The 20,052-nt window shown below is 52.1% G+C and carries 21 protein-coding genes; 19 read left to right on the top strand and 2 right to left on the bottom strand.

The features are described 5' to 3' along the window. The first annotated feature begins 8 nt into the window (after positions 1-8). The 6 genes from KJW29_RS11825 (at position 9) to spo0A (ending at position 6,218) form a co-directional block, all read left to right on the top strand. Entirely contained in the window at positions 9-857 is an 849-nt protein-coding gene (locus KJW29_RS11825) for a TlyA family RNA methyltransferase (protein ID WP_214629916.1), read from the top strand. 162 nt (positions 858-1,019) lie between these two features. Beyond that, positions 1,020-1,484, top strand: coding sequence for a hypothetical protein (locus KJW29_RS11820; RefSeq protein WP_087567077.1), 465 nt, complete (start codon positions 1,020-1,022; stop codon positions 1,482-1,484). 27 nt (positions 1,485-1,511) lie between these two features. Continuing rightward, positions 1,512-1,964: a transcriptional regulator AhrC/ArgR gene (gene ahrC / locus KJW29_RS11815; protein WP_087567076.1), complete on the top strand. Its 453-nt coding sequence runs from the start codon at positions 1,512-1,514 to the stop codon at positions 1,962-1,964. Between the two features lie 25 nt (positions 1,965-1,989). Further along, on the top strand, positions 1,990-3,702 hold the full coding sequence (gene recN / locus KJW29_RS11810; protein ID WP_214629915.1) for a DNA repair protein RecN: 1,713 nt from the start codon (positions 1,990-1,992) through the stop codon (positions 3,700-3,702). Positions 3,703-3,825: 123 nt separating this feature from the next. Continuing rightward, entirely contained in the window at positions 3,826-5,154 is a 1,329-nt protein-coding gene (gene spoIVB / locus KJW29_RS11805) for a SpoIVB peptidase (protein ID WP_214629914.1), read from the top strand. A gap of 251 nt (positions 5,155-5,405) precedes the next feature. After that, complete coding sequence (gene spo0A / locus KJW29_RS11800; RefSeq protein WP_087567073.1) at positions 5,406-6,218, top strand: sporulation transcription factor Spo0A; 813 nt, start codon at positions 5,406-5,408, stop codon at positions 6,216-6,218. 123 nt (positions 6,219-6,341) lie between these two features. On the opposite strand, the gene KJW29_RS11795 is transcribed toward spo0A, so the two are convergent. Beyond that, entirely contained in the window at positions 6,342-6,653 is a 312-nt protein-coding gene (locus tag KJW29_RS11795; protein ID WP_087567072.1) for a DUF2627 domain-containing protein, read from the bottom strand. 172 nt (positions 6,654-6,825) lie between these two features. Between KJW29_RS11795 and lpdA the strand changes: the two genes are divergently transcribed. From lpdA to KJW29_RS11765, 6 genes are all read left to right on the top strand, one after another. After that, positions 6,826-8,256: a dihydrolipoyl dehydrogenase gene (lpdA, locus tag KJW29_RS11790; RefSeq protein ID WP_214629913.1), complete on the top strand. Its 1,431-nt coding sequence runs from the start codon at positions 6,826-6,828 to the stop codon at positions 8,254-8,256. 132 nt (positions 8,257-8,388) lie between these two features. Next, positions 8,389-9,423: a thiamine pyrophosphate-dependent dehydrogenase E1 component subunit alpha gene (locus KJW29_RS11785; protein ID WP_214629912.1), complete on the top strand. Its 1,035-nt coding sequence runs from the start codon at positions 8,389-8,391 to the stop codon at positions 9,421-9,423. Beyond that, complete coding sequence (locus KJW29_RS11780) at positions 9,423-10,406, top strand: alpha-ketoacid dehydrogenase subunit beta (RefSeq protein WP_087567069.1); 984 nt, start codon at positions 9,423-9,425, stop codon at positions 10,404-10,406. The genes KJW29_RS11785 and KJW29_RS11780 overlap by 1 nt, the downstream gene beginning before the upstream one ends. A 21-nt stretch (positions 10,407-10,427) precedes the next feature. Beyond that, a complete protein-coding gene (locus tag KJW29_RS11775; protein WP_214629911.1) occupies positions 10,428-11,729 on the top strand; it encodes a dihydrolipoamide acetyltransferase family protein in 1,302 nt (433 codons plus the stop codon). Between the two features lie 13 nt (positions 11,730-11,742). After that, positions 11,743-12,462 (top strand): lipoyl(octanoyl) transferase LipB, encoded by a 720-nt coding sequence (lipB, locus tag KJW29_RS11770; RefSeq protein WP_187100666.1) that lies wholly within the window; start codon positions 11,743-11,745, stop codon positions 12,460-12,462. Between the two features lie 181 nt (positions 12,463-12,643). Continuing rightward, on the top strand, positions 12,644-13,789 hold the full coding sequence (locus KJW29_RS11765; RefSeq protein ID WP_214629910.1) for a M20/M25/M40 family metallo-hydrolase: 1,146 nt from the start codon (positions 12,644-12,646) through the stop codon (positions 13,787-13,789). Here the strand turns inward: KJW29_RS11765 and KJW29_RS11760 are convergent. Further along, positions 13,752-13,982 (bottom strand): hypothetical protein, encoded by a 231-nt coding sequence (locus KJW29_RS11760; protein ID WP_214629909.1) that lies wholly within the window; start codon positions 13,980-13,982, stop codon positions 13,752-13,754. The genes KJW29_RS11765 and KJW29_RS11760 overlap by 38 nt on opposite strands. Before the next feature lie 124 nt (positions 13,983-14,106). Between KJW29_RS11760 and KJW29_RS11755 the strand changes: the two genes are divergently transcribed. From KJW29_RS11755 to deoB, 7 genes are all read left to right on the top strand, one after another. After that, the gene (locus KJW29_RS11755; protein WP_087567065.1) at positions 14,107-14,706 is read left to right on the top strand and encodes an NUDIX domain-containing protein; all 600 of its coding nucleotides are present in this window, start codon (positions 14,107-14,109) and stop codon (positions 14,704-14,706) included. A gap of 148 nt (positions 14,707-14,854) precedes the next feature. Continuing rightward, on the top strand, positions 14,855-15,478 hold the full coding sequence (gene spoIIM, locus KJW29_RS11750) for a stage II sporulation protein M (RefSeq protein ID WP_246608696.1): 624 nt from the start codon (positions 14,855-14,857) through the stop codon (positions 15,476-15,478). 93 nt (positions 15,479-15,571) lie between these two features. Further along, on the top strand, positions 15,572-16,030 hold the full coding sequence (gene fur / locus KJW29_RS11745; protein WP_108996210.1) for a ferric iron uptake transcriptional regulator: 459 nt from the start codon (positions 15,572-15,574) through the stop codon (positions 16,028-16,030). Positions 16,031-16,266: 236 nt separating this feature from the next. Then, positions 16,267-17,406 (top strand): alanine dehydrogenase, encoded by a 1,140-nt coding sequence (gene ald / locus KJW29_RS11740; RefSeq protein WP_214629907.1) that lies wholly within the window; start codon positions 16,267-16,269, stop codon positions 17,404-17,406. 192 nt (positions 17,407-17,598) lie between these two features. Further along, positions 17,599-17,832, top strand: a complete 234-nt coding sequence (locus tag KJW29_RS11735; RefSeq protein WP_214629906.1) for a DUF4227 family protein — start codon at positions 17,599-17,601, stop codon at positions 17,830-17,832. A gap of 104 nt (positions 17,833-17,936) precedes the next feature. Further along, positions 17,937-18,830, top strand: a complete 894-nt coding sequence (gene xerD / locus KJW29_RS11730; protein WP_214629905.1) for a site-specific tyrosine recombinase XerD — start codon at positions 17,937-17,939, stop codon at positions 18,828-18,830. 23 nt (positions 18,831-18,853) lie between these two features. After that, positions 18,854-20,050, top strand: a complete 1,197-nt coding sequence (deoB, locus tag KJW29_RS11725) for a phosphopentomutase (protein WP_214629904.1) — start codon at positions 18,854-18,856, stop codon at positions 20,048-20,050. The last annotated feature ends 2 nt before the right edge of the window (positions 20,051-20,052 follow it).

Here is a 20,052-nt window from a genome sequence, read left to right as displayed (position 1 = left end):
GGAGAGTTATGACCACGACACCCAAAGAACGGATTGATGTTTTATTAGTTGAACGGGGATACTTCGACAGCCGGGAGAAAGCCAAAAAAGCGTTAATGGCCGGTCTCGTGCTAGTGGATGACGAACCCGTGGACAAAAGCGGGATGAAGGTGCCGAGATCCGCCGACATTAAGGTCAAAGGCGTGCTTCATCCCTATGTCAGCCGCGGCGGTCTTAAGCTTGAGAAGGCGATTAAGCTGTTCGGCATCGATTTAACTGACAAGGTTATGCTGGATATCGGCGCATCCACGGGCGGGTTTACCGATTGCGCATTGCAGAACGGGGCAAGCTACGTCTATGCGATCGATGTCGGCTATAATCAGTTGGATTGGTCGCTAAGGCAGCATCCTCAAGTCGGCGTGATGGAACGAACCAATTTCAGATACATGCTGCCGGAACATCTGACTGGCCCGCCGCCGTGCTTCGCTAGCATTGACGTATCCTTTATATCGCTCAAGCACATTCTGCCTACTCTTGCGACGCTGCTTCCTCCTAGTTCGGGAGTTGTGGCGCTAATCAAGCCGCAATTCGAAGCGGGCAGAGAGAAGGTCGGCAAATCCGGCGTCGTCAGGGAGCCTTCCGTTCATGCGGATGTTCTTCGGCAAGTATTGGGTTACGCTTCGGAGACGGGGTACGCCCTTCAGGAGTTGACGTTTTCCCCGATTACCGGGGGAGAAGGCAATATCGAATTTCTCGCTTATTGGTTGACCGGGGCTTCAGAAAATGCAGCTGTCAACGAAAAATCCGATGACGACAAGGAAGCCCGCATTTTGGCGTTGGTCGAGGAAGCGAACCGGACGTTCAAGGTTAAGGTATAACGGTTTGAAACATAAAAGTCATATGCTCATCGTAGAGGGATGCCGATCGGTTTTACTGATTTGGCATCTTTTTTCTTTACAGAATGTCCCTTGGTTTGATAAACTAAGACCAAACAAACGTTCGCTTCCGTGATCCGATTGGTCTTGATGAGGTGATACGCTATGGAGAAGTATGGCGATTGGTTTATAATGGCGCTAGCGGGCACGCTTTTGCTGGCGTGGCTGTATCGTTCCTTCTATCGCTGGCTGCATGCTCCGGTTAACATGAACCGCATCACGTTAGGCAAGGGCGCGGCGGTATCGGATGGCGACGAGAACGTCCAACTGCTAAATCGCAACGGTTATAAGGTATTGTCGGCCAAGCATGTCGTGCCAATACCGGTAGAGCTGGATGACGCGCCGCTAGGCACGGGAGCACGCATATATATCGATTATATGGCAACCAAGGATGATCTTACCTATATCGTAAAGACGGCCAGAGAGCGAAAGCCGATGGACTGGACGGCCAGCGGCGTCAGGGATCAACTGCTTGTCTATGCCTTGCTGCTTCAGGATTGCTCGGGTATTCTATACATCGACGCGAAGAGCGGGACGATCCGTAAAATCGCATTTCATTTGTCCGACTAACAACATAAGCAATCACGGAGGTCACGTATGAAGGGAATCAGACAATTCAGGATTAGAGAAATAATTACGAACGGCATTATCGAGACGCAGGAGGAGCTGGTTGAGGCTCTTAGGGAGTCGGGCATGCAGGTGACGCAAGCGACGATCTCGCGGGACATCAAGGAGCTTATGCTCATCAAGGTGCCTATCGAGGAAGGCCGTTACAAATATTCGCTGCCTACCGACGTCGGGCGCCAGAATCCCATTCATAAGCTTAAACGTGCCATCGTCGACCACTTTACAGGAATCGACTATACAGACAACCTTATCGTGTTAAAGTGCATGCCGGGTACGGCGAACACGATTGGCGGCCTGATCGACAACATGGAGTGGAGCGAAGTGATGGGCACCATTTGCGGCGATGACACGATTCTTATTATTTGCCGTACGAAGCCGCACAGCGCAACCGTAACCGAACGTTTGCTGGAGATGCTTAATTAATAATGATATAGGGAGGATAACGAATATGCTGCGAGAGCTGTCGATTCGGAATTTAGCTGTTATTGAAGAAGTTCATCTTTCATTTCATCAGGGATTCCATGTACTGACGGGAGAGACGGGAGCCGGCAAGTCGATTCTGATCGATGCGCTCAGCCTGCTGGTCGGCGGTCGGGGCTCCGCAGATATGATTCGTTACGGATGCGATAAGGCGGAGATGGAGGCATTGTTCGATATGCCCGTCCAACATCCGGTGTGGACCATCCTGAACAGACTCGGCGTACAATGCTCCCCGGAGGAGATGCTGGTCATTCGCAGGGAGCTGTCGGCGCAAGGCAAGAGCATCAGCCGTGTCAACGGTCAACTCGTCACGATGACGATGCTGAGAGAGATCGGCGAGGCGCTGGTTAATATTCATGGACAACATGAGCATCAATCCCTTCTTCGTTCGGAGCAGCATCTGGAGTGGCTGGATCTATTTGGCGGCGATCTGCTGATTGAGCGCAAGACCCAATACAAAAGGGCTTATGCTACGCTTCTTGAAGTAAGGGGAGCGCTAAAGGAATTGGAGGATACGACTCGGCATAATGTACAGATGCTGGACTTGTATCGCTTCCAGATCGACGAGATTACATCGGCAGCGCTGAAAGCTGGAGAGGACGAGCTTCTTTCGGAGCAACGTAAAACACTTTTGTATGCCGAGAAGCGGATGGACGCCGTAACCGAAGCATATACGCTCCTCTATGGCGGGAAGGGACTTGACGCAATCAGCAAGTCCATCTCCAAGCTGGCCGATATCCAGAGCTACGACAAGTCCGTATTGGATCCACTTATGGAACAGCTTCAATCGGCATTTTATCAAGCGGAGGATGTAGCTTTCCAATTGCGCGATTATCGCGAAAATATCGACTCCGATCCGGAAAGCCTGGCTGCAGTCGAAGAAAGATTAGATCTGATTCATGGATTGAAACGCAAATATGGGGAAAGCATACCTGATATATTGCAATATTTAAAAAAGATAACCGCAGAACGTGACAAGATCGAAAATCGAGACGAGCTCGTCGCCAGGTTCCGTGTGCAGGAGGAAGAAGCCTATCGCCACGCCTATAGCCTTGCAGAGGAGTTGTCCAGTCTGCGCCGTCATGCATCCGTTACGTTGTCCAGCGCCATTGAGAGCCAGCTTGCGGAACTGTTGATGCCCGCAGCACGTTTCCGCGTATCGCTGGATGGCGGTGCAGAAGGAGGGAGAGGGGAGAAACCTGTCAAGCTGCATGCCGGCGGTATTGATGATGCCCTATTTCTATTGTCATCCAACCCGGGGGAGCCGCTTAAACCTCTCAATAAGATCGCTTCCGGCGGGGAGATGTCACGGATCATGCTTGCCATGAAAAGCATTTTCGCCGAGATCGATCAAATACCCGTACTTATTTTCGATGAGGTAGACACAGGCGTCAGCGGCAGAGCCGCTCAAGCCATCGCCGAAAAGATGTCGGCGCTGTCGGCCAGATGCCAAATATTCTCCATCACTCATCTGCCTCAAGTCGCTTGCATGGCGGACCATCACTTCGAAATTATGAAGTCCGTAAACGAAGGCAGAACCGCGACTTCTGTTACGAAGCTTGCGAACGAAACACGTATCAATGAGCTTGCCCGCATGCTGGGAGGCGTCGAAGTAACTGATAAAACAAGGCATCACGCACAAGAAATGCTTGATTTGGCCCATGGGTTGAAGGGAGCGTAATGGAAGGCATTCAGGGAATGTTTTTGCGGACATAAAACATTGGAGGCGGGGTAACTTAAAGGTACGCCATTGGCGATAAATCCTTTTTCGTCATGTGAAGGAATGACAGGAGCGTGTAAAACATTGAACTCCAACAGGCGGAAACGTATGATTGGCCTGGTTCTCGTTTTCTTCGTTTGCATGATCGGGTTCTCCACTCCGTTTCAACAATTCGCCGCATTCCCGAATGAACTTCGTTTGTTCTCCGGCCAACTGAAACGTCTGCAATACGGGGTTCCTGTACAAGCGGAAGTTACCGTAGATCCACAGATGCTGAATGTAAATGGTTCCAACGAGCATTCCCTGTCCGTTAATTTGAGCAAGCCGTTGTCATTGAAGCCTAGCCATAGCGGCCAGACGAACATGCAAGTGAAATTATTTGGTAAAATTCCGTTTAAGACCGTTAAAGTAAAAGTTGTCCCGGACATTAGGGTCATTCCAGGAGGACAAACGATTGGCGTTAAAGTGAAATCGGCAGGCGTTCTGGTCGTCGGTCATCATGCAGTTGTAGACGGCGACGGAGCCAAACATTCGCCAGGCGAGGATGCGGGACTGAAATTAGGCGATCTTATCGTACAGATTAATGGCAAGCCTGTTAAAGAAGTGAATCGGATCGGTAAAATATGCGAAGAATATGGCAACACCAAGCGCCCTCTTCAAATTACTTACAAGCGTGGCGGCCAATTGAACAGTACGGTTTTGGATCCCATATTCGATGCAGAGGATCGAGCTTGGAGACTGGGACTATACATTCGCGATTCCGCAGCAGGCGTAGGCACGCTTACCTTCTATGCTCCGGATCATGGCGTGTACGGCGCATTGGGACATGTCATCTCGGATATGGACACGCAAACGCCAATCGAAGTTGGCGAAGGCCAAATTTTGGAGTCCAGCGTGATGTCGATCAATAAGAGCCATACGGGCGAACCCGGAGAAAAGAGAGCTCAGTTTGTGAAGGAAGGCAAAATTTTGGGCAATATCGAACGAAACACGCAATTCGGTATTTTTGGCAAAATGACTGAGCAGCCGGGACATAGCTTTAGCGGCAAGGCATTGCCCGTCGCGTTCTCGGAGGATGTAAAGGAAGGGCCCGCACAAATCTTGACCGTTGTTAATGGCCAGAAGGTAGAACGGTATGACATTCAGATTGTCCATGTGTCCAAACAATCCGGTCCTGCCACCAAAGGAATGGTCATCAAAATTACCGACAAGCGGCTTATAAACAAAACAGGCGGTATCGTTCAAGGCATGTCGGGCAGTCCCATTATTCAGGATGGCAAGATGGTTGGCGCCGTCACTCATGTATTCGTCAATGATCCTACATCTGGATACGGATGTTTTATCGAATGGATGCTGCAGGATGCTGGTGTACTGGATCAAGAAACACAGACGAATGCGGATGACGCAGCATAATGAGAACGTCTCGAGCAGCTGAAGTGCTGTCGCTCGAGGCGTTTGTTTTTGTGAGTTTTGTCGAAAGTAGACGAAATACAGTGATTTTTGAAGTAAATTATTAATTATATCGAATAGTTGAAAAAAAATAAAGAAAAAAGATTTTCGACAGAAGGAATTCCAATCGTCATGTCGAAAACCTAAGTTAGACAACTGATGATCGTTACAACTGAGCGATGCAGCAAATTCACATTTAAGGGAGGATACTTACCTTGCACAAGATCGAAGTTTTGCTGGCAGATGACAACCGAGAATTTACTAACCTGTTATCGGAATACATATCCGAACAAAGTGATATGCATGTAAGTGGCGTGGCTTACAACGGAGAAGAAGTAATCCGTCATCTTGAGCAGGCCCGCAACGTCCCTGACGTGCTTATATTGGATATTATTATGCCGCATCTGGATGGACTGGGCGTGTTAGAGCGACTGAAGGAAATGAACTTGTCCCCAATGCCCAAGATCATCATGTTGACGGCATTCGGCCAAGAAAACATTACGCAAAAAGCGGTACAGCTTGGCGCATCTTATTACATATTGAAACCATTCGATATGGATATTCTGGCAAACCGGATTCGCCAACTGGTTGGAACATCCTCGACGTCTTATTCGGCATCCTCGAGCTTCAGCTCGACGACGTTGAAGTCGAATGTAGTTCCGCTTTCCAAAGGCAAAAATCTGGATGCGAACATTACGAGCATTATCCATGAGATTGGCGTTCCTGCACATATTAAAGGGTATCAATATTTGCGCGAAGCGATTACGATGGTCTACAACAACATCGAAATTCTTGGCGCTATTACAAAAACCTTGTACCCGGCTATCGCCGAAAAGTTCAAAACGACGCCATCCCGCGTCGAACGAGCCATTCGCCATGCGATCGAAGTCGCTTGGACCCGCGGCAACATCGACAGCATCTCGCATTTGTTCGGCTATACCATCAACATCAGCAAGTCGAAACCCACCAATTCCGAATTCATCGCGATGGTGGCGGACAAGCTGCGAATCGAACATAAGGTTTCTTGATACTCGCAAAATGATCTTTAAGTGCGTGTTCAAAATTTGCGCAAAAAACCACTTATTTATCGGGAATAGCTTGTCCGATAAGGAAGTGGTTTTTTTTCTGATTGACCTTTGTCTAATGAGACGCTACTGTCCTCCCGGTGCACCGGATTGCGGTCTTGGCGGGCGTGGGCGTTTCTTTTTGAAGCGGGGGGCTACATAGTTGCGCTTGCGGTCCCGGAAAAAAATCCATCCGCCGATAAAACCGGCTCCGAGAAAAAACATAACGAAACCAAGCAAAAATTTTAGCCATGCAAAATCAGGCGTTACTTGATCGTTACCGTACTGCGAAAAATAATCGAACGTTGCGTCCTTCATATGGAGGAATCCAAAACACGCAACAATGCCGGGTACGACGAGAAACAAAATGGCTATAATTCGGGCGACTACAAGTTTCATAACGGTGAAAGCTCCTTATTTGTAATTCTGATCGTGAATACTCATTTCTAATATCATAACTGGTTCCTGTAACCGTGTCCATTTGTTCAAGCTAACAACAGTGAAATGATGCGTAAAAAAAGGTACAATAGAATAGCAATTATTGCGATTTAAGAAGGAGGCGACATCCATTATGGCAATACAAGTAGACATAGCCGTGCTTGGAGGCGGACCTGGCGGTTATACGGCTGCTATTCGGGCAGCACAAGCAGGAAAAAAGGTAGCGCTTATCGAACGGGACAAGCTCGGCGGAACCTGCCTGCATCAAGGCTGCATACCTAGCAAATCGCTGCTTAGAAGCGCGGAAGTATATAGAACGATTTTGACAAGCGCACAGTACGGGATAAACGTAAATTCCGATGAAGTGTCGCTTGACTTCGACAGAGTACAAGAACGTAAACGGGAAACGGTGGACCAGCTTTACCGTGGACTGCAAAGTTTGATGAAAAAACATGGCATTACCGTCATTCAAGGCAAAGGACGCGTAATCGGACCTTCCATTTTCTCGCCCAGAAGCGGGTCTTTAGCAGTGGAGCTCGCAGATGGCGAGATGGAGTCGGTCGTATCCACGAATCTTATTATCGCCACAGGTTCCAGACCGCGTTTGCTTCCTGGGCTCAAACGTGATGGCATACATATATTAACCAGCGACGATGCGTTGGAATTGGATAAGCTGCCAACATCTATTCTAATCGTCGGCGGAGGTGTTATTGGTGTAGAATGGGCGTCGCTTCTTCAAGACTTCGGTGTAGAAGTCACCTTAATCGAAGCAGGCTCCAGACTCATTCCTGGCGAAGATGCCGAAGTGTCAGCCGCTTTGGCACGCAGTCTAGGGCGAAGAGGCGTGCGAGTTTTGACCAGCGTAGAGCTTCAAAGCCAAACATGCGAAATTCAGGAGAGCGGCGGCGTATCCGTTAAAGGGGTAACGCCGGACGGCGACGTTACGCTGGTCGCGGAAAAAATGCTTGTTTGCGTCGGACGCGAAGGCAATGCCGACGGCATCGGGCTAGAAAATACCGATGTTCGTACAAATCATGGGTTCATCGTAACAAATGAATTCGGTCAAACGACCGAGCCGCATATCTATGCGATCGGGGACGTTGTCGGAGGCATTCAGCTAGCGCATGCCGCCGCTCATGAAGGCCTTGTTGCCGTTGACCATATTATGGGTGCCAAGCCGGCAGCTGTCGATCATCACCTCATCCCGAAATGCATCTATTCCAGCCCGGAGGTTGCTTCCTACGGATATACAGAGGACGCGGCAAGAACGAGGGGTTACGATATTAAGGTTGGCAAAATTCCGTTCCAAGCGATCGGCAAAGCGATTGTGTTAGGCGAACAGGAAGGTTTCGCCAAAGTCATCGCAGATCGGAAGAGCGGCGATATTCTCGGCGTACATTTGATCGGCCCCCATGCGACGGATCTCATCTCCGAGGCAGCGTTAGCAGGCTGGTTAAACGCGACGCCATGGGAGGTCGGCGCGATGATTCATCCTCATCCGACTTTATCGGAGGCGCTGGGCGAAGCAATGCTCGCTGTTGACGGGAAGGCAATCGTTTATTAAATCATGCTGTCAATTGGACCGAGGACTTACGTCGCAAGGGTGGATTTCTTTTTGCCGCAAAAGCAGTTATAATGGTTATAGTGAGGTCTTAGTACCAGGTTATAAGAGTTGGTAAATAAGGAGGCTGTCGTTATGACCCAATTGTCTTCCGCTGGTCAGCAATTTCGTCATCTGGAGCTTGGGCTTACTTCCGAGCAAGCCGTAGATATGTACAAAATGATGGTCATGGCAAGAAAATTCGATGAACGCGTTCTGCTGCTGCAGCGCGCGGGCAAAATTAATTTCCACGTATCAGGTATCGGACAAGAGGTCGCCCAAGTAGCCGCCGCTTTCGCACTGGATCGAGAGCAGGATTATTACTTGCCGTATTACCGTGATTATGGCTTCGTGCTGTCTGTAGGGATGACGTTAAGAGATCTGATGTTGTCCGTGTTTGCCAAGGCAGAAGATCCTAACAGCGGCGGACGGCAGATGCCGGGCCACTTTGGATCCAAGAAACTGCGAATCGTTACGGGCTCGAGCCCGGTTACGACCCAGGTGCCGCATGCGGTAGGCATCGCGTTGGCGGCCAAGATGAAGAAGAAGCCTTTGGTCAGCTTTGTTACGTTCGGAGAAGGGTCCAGCAATCAGGGAGACTTTCATGAAGGATGCAACTTTGCCGGCGTACATAAGCTGCCGGTCATTCTGATGTGCGAGAATAATCAATATGCGATCTCCGTGCCGATCCACAAGCAGCTTGCGGGCAAGGTTGCGGATCGAGCTATTGGTTATGGCTTCCCCGGCATTCAGGTAGACGGCAACGACGCGCTTGAAGTGTATCGTGTTGTCAAGGAAGCGCGACAGCGCGCCGTAGCGGGCGAAGGGCCGACATTGATCGAGGCGATGATGTATCGTCTGTCTCCTCACTCCACCTCCGATAACGACCTTGCCTATCGGACGAAGGAAGAAGTAGACGAAAATCGAATAAAGGACGGCATTCCGAAGTTCAAACAATATTTGATCGACTGCGGCTTGTGGAGCGAGGAACAGGAAACGGCATATGCTGCCGAGCTCAGGAAGCAGCTTGATGAAGCAACGGAATACGGCGATAAGGCGCCTTTTCCGACGCCTGAATCTACGTTGCATCATGTCTATGAAGGCGATGACAGGCAGGGGGGGATGAACTAATGCCGGTTATGGATTATATCGACGCAATAAGGCTTGCGATGAAAGAAGAGATGGAGCGTGACGAAGATGTATTCGTGTTAGGCGAAGATGTCGGCGTAAAGGGCGGCGTCTTTACGACTACTAAAGGGCTGCATGAGCAGTTCGGAGAGCTTCGCGCGATGGATACGCCGCTCGCCGAATCTGCAATTGCCGGCGTTGCCATTGGTGCCGCAATGGTCGGCATGAAGCCGATCGCCGAGATGCAATATTCGGACTTTATGTTCCCGGCAACAAACCAGATCATCAGCGAAGCGGCCAAGATCCGGTATCGTTCCAACAATGACTGGAGCTGTCCTATCGTCATTCGAGCTCCTATTGGCGGAGGCATCTTCGGAGGGCTTTACCACTCCCAATGTCCGGAATCCGTATTCTTCGGCACGCCTGGTCTTAAGATTGTGGCGCCTTACCGTCCATACGATGCCAAGGGGCTTCTAAAGGCTGCGGTGCGCGATGCGGATCCCGTTCTCTTTTTCGAGAACAAGAAGGGGTATAAGCTGTTGTCGGGCGAAGTGCCGGAGGATGATTATATTGTGCCGATCGGCAAAGCGAATGTGCTTCGCGAAGGCGACGACATTACGGTCATCGGCTACAGCATGCCGCTTCGATTTGTAGAGCAAGCCGCAGAAGAGCTTGCCCAGGAAGGGATCAGCACTCATATTCTCGATCTGCGCACGATTCAGCCGCTCGATAAGGAAGCTATATTGGAATCTGTCCGCAAGACAGGCAAAGTGATGATTGTTCACGAAGACAATAAGACAGGCGGAGTTGGCGCGGAGGTGGCCGCGATTATCGTGGAGGAGCTGCTGTACGAACTGGATGCGCCCATTATGCGGCTTTGCGGTCCCGATGTCCCGGCGATGCCGATCAACCCGCCAGCCGAGAAGTTTTTCCTGCTGAATAAGGACAAAGTGAAGGATGCCATGAAGAAGCTGGCTATGTATTAGGACCGTAAGGAGTGGAATGAGATGAAAACAATGACGGAAATCGTCATGCCGCAGCTTGCGGAGTCGCTCGTCTCCGCGACGATCGACCGTTGGCTGAAGCAGCCTGGCGACAGAATCGATATGTACGAGCCTATCTGCGAGCTGTTGACGGACAAAGTAAACGCCGAGCTGCCGTCCACGGTGGCAGGTACTCTGGTGAAAATATTGGTGGGCAACGGGGAGAACGTGCCCGTCGGGACGCCGGTGTGCATCATTGAAACCGAAGAATCGGCTGCAAATACGCAAGCAGTGCATTCTTCCCCAAGCGTTGCCGTGGAAACAGCTGGTCAAAGGGCCGATGATGACGATTCGGCGCCAATGCGCAACCGCTACTCGCCTGCCGTCCAGCAGCTTGCAAGCGAACATGGCGTACGTCTCTCCGACCTGACGGGCACCGGTCTTGGCGGACGCGTAACCCGCAAGGACGTGCTCTCTTATGTCGCGTCCGGCAAACCCGGCGCATCTGCTGCAGCCGCTTCGGCGTCTGGCGTTGATCCAAAGGCGCAGGTCCGTTCCTCGGGGATTCACTTGTCGGAGACGCCTCGTATCCCTAAGATCGAGGTGGAGGGCACGACGTTACCCGGGCGGGGCGAGACCTTTATCGACGTAACGCCGATACGAAATACGATCGCGCGCAACATGCGCCAGAGCGTAAGCGAAATTCCGCATGCCTGGACGATGATCGAGGTGGATGTGACCAATCTCGTGATGCTGCGCAACAAGCTTAAGAACGAATTCATGAAGCGCGAAGGCATCAATCTGACCTATCTGGCATTTCTGCTCAAGGCAGTCGTAAATGCCATCAAGGATTATCCCATCATGAACTCGACTTGGGCCGTGGACAAAATTATCGTAAAACGCGATATCAATATCTCGCTTGCGGTGGGAACGGAGGATTCCGTACTGACGCCGGTTATCAAGAATGCCGATCACAAGAACGTCGCCGGGCTTGCCAAAGAAATCGACGAGCTGGCGCGGAAAACGCGGGAAGGCAAGCTGAACTTATCGGATATGCAAGGCGGAACGTTTACCGTCAACAATACGGGGTCGTTCGGATCCATCTTGTCCTATCCCATCATTAACTACCCGCAGGCGGCCATTCTTACGTTCGAGTCGATCGTAAAGCGTCCAGTCGTCATCAACGACATGATCGCGGTACGTTCCATGGCAAATCTTTGCCTGTCGCTCGACCATCGAATTCTGGACGGCGTCATCTGCGGCAGGTTCCTGCAGCGAGTAAAGGACAATCTGGAAAGCTTCAACATGGAAAGCACACTGTACTAAAGAGGGGATAGCGATGACGGAGAGAGAAAACCATTATGCCTCCGGAATGCTGGATGCCCGATATATCGGACAAGTTCCGTACGGCGAAGCATGGAATATGCAGAAGGCGTACGTGAAACAAATCGATGGGGGGGAGCGCGCCGAGACGCTGCTCCTTCTTCAGCATCCGCCTACATATACGCTTGGCTCCGATCGGCATCCGGAGCACTTGCTGCTGGATCAGGAGGAGTTGGCGGCACGTGACATATCCGTGTTCGAGATCGATCGAGGCGGCGATATTACCTATCATGGCCCCGGACAGCTTGTAGGGTACCCGCTGCTGTATCTGGATGCGGTCGGACTGGATCTTCATGCGTATCTGAGATCTCTGGAACAAGTAATCATCGATTGGCTCGGCGGGCATGGTATAGAAGCGGGCCGAAAGCCGGAATATACGGGTGTATGGGTCGGAGACGAAAAGATTGCCGCAATCGGCATCAAGTTTAATAAAGCGCGTCACCGCAGGGGCTTTATTACAAGCCACGGCTTCGCGCTTAACATCAAGTCCGGCATCGCGAGCGAAGGTTTCGGCGGCATCGTGCCCTGCGGCATCCAGCAATTCGGCGTCACTTCATTTAATGATTTGACGGGCCGGAGCTTGTCCGTAGAGGAAGCCGCGGAGGAACTGCTTCCTTACTTCTTGAAGCAATTCCGATACGAACGGACGGACAATGGCGCTTTAACCCAGGAATAAGGAGCCGACACCAGCGAGTACGGTCGTAATGAGCAGTGTGCCCGCGACGATGATGGCTACGAGTCGGATCATTTTTTGCCTTTGCATGTGTAAAACGACGCTCCTTTCTTATCGCTATATGAGCTGCAAGGACCAACCTATCAAAACTATTGTAAACGAAATTCGGGACGGAGGAAACTGCATGATAAAAAAGGATCGTCTGGTTAACCAGTTTATGGAGCTAGTCCGGGTAGACAGCGAGACAGGTCATGAAGGCGAGATCAGCAAAGTATTGAAGCAGGAATTTACGGCTTTGGGTTTGTCGCTGTCGGAGGATGACGCAGCCGCGAAGACGGGACACGGGGCGGGAAATCTTTTCGCCATGCTGGAAGCGACTAAAGGCTGCGAAGGCGCTCCAGTCCTGTTCTTCACGAGTCATATGGATACGGTAACGCCGGGCAACGGAATCAAGCCGCAACTGGACGCCGACGGCTATATTCGCAGTGACGGCACGACGATTCTGGGCGCGGATGACAAAGCGGGGATCTCTGCGATGTTCGAAGCTATTCGCGTGCTCAAAGAAAATAATATCCCTCACGGCCGAGTGCAATTCGTCATTACCGTTGGCGAAGAATCGGGATTGCTGGGAGCAAGATCTCTGGATGCCAGCAAGATGGAAGCGGAATTCGGATATGCACTCGACTCCAATGGCGCGATCGGCGACATTGCCGTTGCAGCTCCTACGCAAGCGAAAGTGACGATCAAGCTATATGGCAAATCTGCGCATGCGGGCGTTAATCCGGAGGATGGCATCAGCGCGATCCAGATCGCCGGCAAAGCTATCTCTCGCATGCCGCTGGGACGGATTGACACGGAGACGACGGCGAATATCGGCAAGTTCGAAGGCGGCGGGGCAACGAATATCGTTTGCGATTTCGTTACGCTCTACGCGGAGGCGCGGAGCATCGTGCAGCACAAGCTGGACGCTCAGCTGGAGAAGATGAAGGAAGCCGTTTTGTGGGCTGCTCAGGAGTTCGGCGGTCGAGGCGAGTTCGAAAGCGACGTTATCTATCCCGCCTACCAGTACGACGATGGGGACGATGTTGTAGAGCTGGCCAAGGAAGCGATAAAAGCAATCGGCGCCGTTCCCCGTACATTCCATTCCGGCGGGGGCAGCGACGCGAATATTTTTAACGGCATGGGGATCCCGACCGTTAATCTGGCGGTTGGTTATGAGCATATCCATACGACAAAAGAGCAAATCAAAACGGATGATCTGCTAAAGGTGACGGAGCTTGTCGTGGAGCTGATCAAGAAGGCTTCCCTTCGCACGGCTCGCCAATCGTAAGCCAAACAAGGTCGGAGTCGGATAAGGCCGGATTCGAAGAACCAAGCGTCGCGCGGATTGGCGGGAGCGAACTTGTATAATCGGACAACAATCCTTCTCCAACTGCTGAAGCAGCCAAACGATTTAATTCGCGCCGGACTTCCCAGCCTTTGCCTATGACTCGCAGATGATAGACGGTTACGTATTGTTTCATCCCAATCCACTCCCGTTCATGGTTGATTGCACTATACTGCCTCTAGAAGATGGATATGACGGGAGTGGACAAGTTATGTCTTATTACATCGGTTATTTATCACCTTATGAAGGGGGAGGCACAGATGAGCGACAAGCTTTCTCAGAAGCAGGAGATGCAGAAGCAAGAGCAGGAGCGTCCGGAACTTTGGCGCGAGGAAACGGTTAGCTCGGAGCAAATATTCGAAGGACGTATTATTTCGCTGCAGGTGGATACGGTGGCTCTGCCAGGCGGACGCACTGCAACGAGGGAAATCGTAAGGCATCCCGGAGCTTCGGCTGTCATGGCGCTGCTGGACGGCAAGCTTCTTGTCGTGGAGCAATACCGCAAGCCGATGGATATCTTTCAAGTGGAAATTCCGGCAGGCAAGCTGGACGGCGACGAGGATCCCGCACTGGCGGCCGCAAGAGAACTGGAAGAAGAGACGGGCTATCGGCCAAAGGGCCTTAAGCTCATCTCGTCCTTCTATACGTCGCCGGGCTTTGCTGACGAGAAACTTTATCTATACTTCGCAGATGAGCTTGAGAGAGGCGAGCAGAACCCCGACGAGGATGAAGATTTGTTTGTCGAGGCGATTACGCTGGAGCAGGCGGAGCGCTACATCTCGGAAGGACGCATCAGCGATGCCAAGACGATTCTTGCTGTCTATGCCTGGAAGCTGTATTTGCAGACTGGCGCTATTTAGATTCCGTGGAGGATGTCCATCGTCAGCATGATGACGGTTCGTTCTATTGCCCGGCATAAGCTGTCCAATGTTTTCATAAGAATAAAGAGACAACCCTTTCGAAGTCGGAAGGGTTTATTCTTTCCTATGGAGAATGGGGTGCGCGGCCTTGAACTACAGGACGAACTTATATATTTTCGTAGCGGTGTTATTTGTAGTCGGCGCCGTATTCGGCGCTTTGATTGTCGGGGCTTTGACGCTGGAGCAGCAGCAAGAGCTGGCAGGAGAGATCAACCGCTATGTGCTATCGGTGGACGGAACGGCGCATGCAAGCGCCGAAACGCTGTTCTGGGACCGGTTCTGGTTTCACTTCAAGTGGGTCATGCTGATCTGGATTTTGGGCATCGTCGTTATCGGGGTTCCGGGTATCTTGGCGCTTAATTTCCTCAAGGGAACGCTGATTGGTTTCACGGGAGGCGTTCTGGTACAGCAATACGGCTGGAAAGGAATTGTATTTTTTGTTTTATCCGTAGCGCCGCAAAATGTCATTGCCGTGCCAGCCATGATGATCGCCAGTGCGGCGGCGATTACCTTTGCCGTCTACGTCGTGAAGCACAGGCTGCTGCTCCAGCAGCAGAAGGGTGAGCTTCTGCCCCAGCTTGGCATGCTTACATCGACCGTTATGATTATGTTATTTCTGTTCGCCGGCTCCGCGTTGTTCGAGGCGTATTTGTCACCCGTAATCATAGGCTGGGCTTCCGTTTACCTGCCACCACCAAACAGCATCATTTGACAGAGAAACGTTTGACTTTCTGACGGTATTCCCCCTATAATTGTAGTTGACGTTTCCGTAAACTGGATGCGACATGTTGGCAGGGGGGAAACCATGGAAGCCCGGATCGAGACTATAAAGCAGCAATTACAATCGCAGGGCTACAAGCTAACCCCGCAGCGCGAAGCGACAGTAAGAGTATTGCTGGAGAACGAAGAAGATCATCTGAGCGCAGAGGATGTTTTCATGCTCGTAAAGGATAAGGCGCCGGAGATTGGTCTGGCTACCGTATACCGGACGCTGGAGTTGCTGAGCGAAATGCACGTCGTGGAGAAATTGAACTTCGGCGACGGCGTAGCCCGATATGACTTGAGGGCGGACAACAGCAAGCATCACCATCATCATTTGATCTGCGTACAATGCGGAAGCATGGAAGAGATCAAGGAAGATTGGCTGCTGCCTCTTGAAGAACGGCTGGAGCGCGAATACGGGTTCGCCGTTGCAGACCATCGACTTGACTTCCAGGGTGTCTGCAGACGCTGCCAGGAGAAGAACGACCAACCGAATGAATAACGGAGGCTTCGTCATCCAGCTATGGATGCAGGAGCCTTTTTTCAAGTGTACCTCTAGACGCGGCCGCGCAAAGTGAAATGAGCCATGGCCCAGATAGAGGTTTTTTTCAATTGTAAGAAAGATTAAGTTTTCTCCATTTCTCCATAATTGACCTGTCATTCTTGGCAAAGTTACATAATTTAAGCCCGCGCTGGATAAGGTACGCTTGAGGAAGTATGTACAGGAGGCGATGTGGGATGAAGATCGGTGTGCCGAAGGAAATCAAACAAAGCGAAGGCCGCGTAGCGCTGACCCCTGCAGGAGTGACGATGCTAAAGGCAGCCGGCCATGAAGTCGTCGTCGAGACGAATGCGGGTGAGGGCAGCGGATTTCTGGACGCGGATTACGTGCGAGAAGGCGCATTAATCGTGGATTCGCCGCAAGAAGTTTGGGCAGCGGACATGGTCATGAAGGTAAAAGAACCTCTGCAGGAAGAGTTCAATTATTTCCGCGAGGGACTGATGCTGTTCACTTACCTGCACCTGGCGGCGGCGCCGGAGCTGACGAAGGCGCTTGTCGATAGCGGCGTTACGTCGATCGCTTATGAAACGATCCAGTTGCCGAACGGCAGTCTGCCGCTGCTTGTTCCGATGAGCGAAGTAGCGGGGCGCATGGCGGTGCAAGTCGGCGCGCAATTCCTGGAATCCTTCTATGGAGGCCGTGGGGTACTGCTCGGCGGCGTGCCGGGTGTTCCGCCAGCGGAGGTTGTAGTCATAGGCGGCGGGATTGTTGGCACAAATGCGGCCAGGATGGCGCTGGGTTTGGGAGCTAATGTCATCATTATCGAACGAAGCGCGGAACGGATGCGCTACCTGGACGAAGTGTTTGAAAGCCGAATCCGCACGCTTATGTCGAGTCCGCTCCATATTGCGGATGCTGTCAGTCATGCGGATCTCGTCATCGGCGCCGTGCTGATCCCAGGCGCCAAAGCGCCGCATCTGGTGACGGAGGAAATGGTTCAACGCATGAAGAAAGGTTCCGTCATCGTTGATGTCGCCGTAGACCAGGGAGGCTCGATCGCTACCGTCGACCGTCCAACCACGCATAGCGACCCTGTTTACGTTAAGCACGGCGTTATTCATTATGCCGTTGCCAATATCCCCGGAGCGGTTCCCAGAACCTCCACATTCGCCCTTACGAACGTGACGATGCCATATGCTCTGGAGCTAGCGAACAGCGGCTGGGAAGCCATCAGACGAAGCGTGCCGCTGCAGAAAGGCGTTAACACCCATGCCGGGAAGCTGCTAAATGAAGCCGTAGCGAGCGCCACGGGCCTTCCTTTTACGGAGATAGACAAGTGGCTGGACAGCATATCATACGACCGGCTCGATCCTTAAGAGGTTGTTCAAAAAGTCCGCTTCCCATCTTCTCGGTGCTGAAAACCGAACTTTTTGAACTCGCACTTTAAGAGGTCGGCATAATCGGATAAGCCTCCTCATAAGGTGGTACGAACAGCCCCTGCAAAAATAGAGCCAGGCTGACGCCGGAACTGCGCGCATGGGGGCGTTCGTACGTAGGAGGTCGATTCTGTGGTAATATCGTTTAAAAGCTGGGTTAGCCGGCTGCTCTTTGTCGTCCTGTTCGCAGTGCTGCTTGTGATCGTTTCTGGCGGATACCGCTGGCTGCTGGATGTCGTCTCGCCCATGTATCCTTACCAAAAACCAAAAGGCGACGCCCATAAGGTGCTGCAGCAGGTTCCCTCTTCGCCGGACCACGGCAATTCCGCCAACCGTCTTCGTTGGTTCTACTGGTATGGCGAATAAGAAGCGAAAAGAAGGAAAAAGCAGGACGGATGTGGAATGTCATGAAGGTCATAGCAGCATAATGTTGCCAGCACGAAGCTGTAAGCGCGAAAGGAAGTCACGACTTGAAAGCTCAATTGGAACATTACATACGTTATTTGCGGGATGAACGCGGATTGTCCAAGAACTCCGTAGCCTCTTACGAACGGGATCTCCATTCTTGTTATCTTTACTGCGAGGAAAATGGCATTGGCGCCTGGGAATCCGTGCAGCGTCAGCACCTGGCTTCGTATATGCACCGGTTGAAGGAAAAGGGATTGAAGGCGGCTACGATCTCTCGCCGCGTTGTTGCCGTGCGTGCTTTTTTTCATCACTTGCTGCTAAACGGCAAAATCCTGCGGGATCCGTCGCTGTATCTGGAGTCTCCCAAGCTGGAGAAACGGGCTCCCCAAGTGCTGTCTGTTGATGTAACGACCGCTTTATTGGATTCGCCCAAGACGGACAATGCCTCCGGCAAACGCGATAAGGCTATGTTAGAGCTTCTGTATGCGACAGGCATCCGGGTGTCGGAGATGGTGGCGCTTAACATCGAGCATGTCCATCTGCAACTGGGGTACATTCAGTGTACGGGGAGCGGCTTGAAGGAGCGCGTCATTCCATATGGCAGTCATGCCGACGCAGCCATTAGGAGCTATCTCGCCGAAGGAGGTCGGGATGCGCTGTTGACCGGGCGGGACGACGGCACTGCCTTGTTTTTGAATCATCTGGGGACAAGAATGACGAGACAAGGCTTCTGGAAGATGGTCAAAAAATACGGCAAGGAAGCACAAATCGAGGAGCAGATTACGCCCCATACGTTAAGGCATTCCGTCGCGTCCCATCTACTGGAGGGCGGCGCGGACGTCAGGACCGTGCAGGAGCTGCTGGGACATGCCGATATCGCCACGACTTTAAAATATTCGCAAAGCGCCAAGAACAGGCTTAAGGATGTTTATCAGGGAGCGCATCCAAGAGCCTGACATAGAGAGGGTGGACATAAGCTATGAAATTTGATCGAATTGCCGTTGTTGTCCTGGACAGCGTAGGGATCGGCGAGCTGCCGGATGCCGAACTGTTCGGCGATGCCGGTTCCCATACGCTCGGTCATATCGCAAGCGTCGTGCCGGGCATTTCATTGCCGAATTTAAGGGCTATGGGGCTCGACCGAATTGCGCCTATCGCGGATTGGTCGCCAGCCGGCAAGCCAGCCGAGGCTTATTACGGCAAGATGGCGGAGGTATCCGTCGGCAAGGACACGATGACAGGACATTGGGAGCTCATGGGGCTGAGACTGAACGTACCTTTCCAAACGTTCCCTGACGGTTTCCCTCCCGAACTTATCGGCCCGTTTGAGGAGCGAACGGGACGGAAGGTCATCGGGAACAAATCCGCAAGCGGTACAGAGATACTGGACGAGCTGGGAGAGGAGCAGATGGAGACGGGCGCATGGATCGTCTATACATCGGCAGACAGCGTATTCCAAATCGCCGCGCATGAGGAAGTTATCCCTCTGGAGGAGCTGTACCGGGCTTGCGAGATCGCCAGGGAGCTGACGATGGACGAGCGGTTCACGGTCGGGCGAGTGATTGCAAGACCTTATGTGGGACAGCCAGGCGAGTTCAGGCGGACGCCGAATCGCCATGACTATGCGGTGAAGCCGCCTCAGCCAACCGTACTGAACGCGCTAAAGGACGGTGGATTCGAGGTACGGTCTATCGGAAAGATCAACGATATTTTCGACGGTGAAGGCATTACGTCCTCTCAGTCTACGAAGAGCAATGCGGACGGCATCAGGCGAACGATCGACGCGATGGGCGAGTCCTTTAGCGGTCTGCTGTTCACGAATCTCGTTGATTTCGATTCGTTGTTCGGGCACCGGCGGGATCCTCAAGGGTATGCGGCCGCGCTGGAGGAATTTGACGCTGCGCTGCCTGAGCTACGAAGCAAAATCGGACCAAGAGACTTGCTCGTCATTACGGCGGATCACGGGAATGATCCCACTCATCCCGGCACGGATCATACGCGTGAATACGTGCCGATATTGGCTTACAGTCCGGCGTTCCGCGTGCCCGGCGCCATGCCGGTACGGACGACCTTTGCAGACCTCGGTGCGACAATCGCCGATAATTTTGGTGTATTGGCTCCGCCGAGCGGGCGCAGCTTTTTGTCCGAGCTAGTGACCGAAACCGCCGCTGAATAAGC

This window comes from Paenibacillus agaridevorans (genome assembly GCF_018604145.1).
Classification (GTDB): domain Bacteria; phylum Bacillota; class Bacilli; order Paenibacillales; family Paenibacillaceae; genus Pristimantibacillus; species Pristimantibacillus agaridevorans.
The sequence above is the reverse complement of the archived record's forward strand: the minus strand, read 5'-3'. Positions and strand labels throughout refer to the sequence as shown.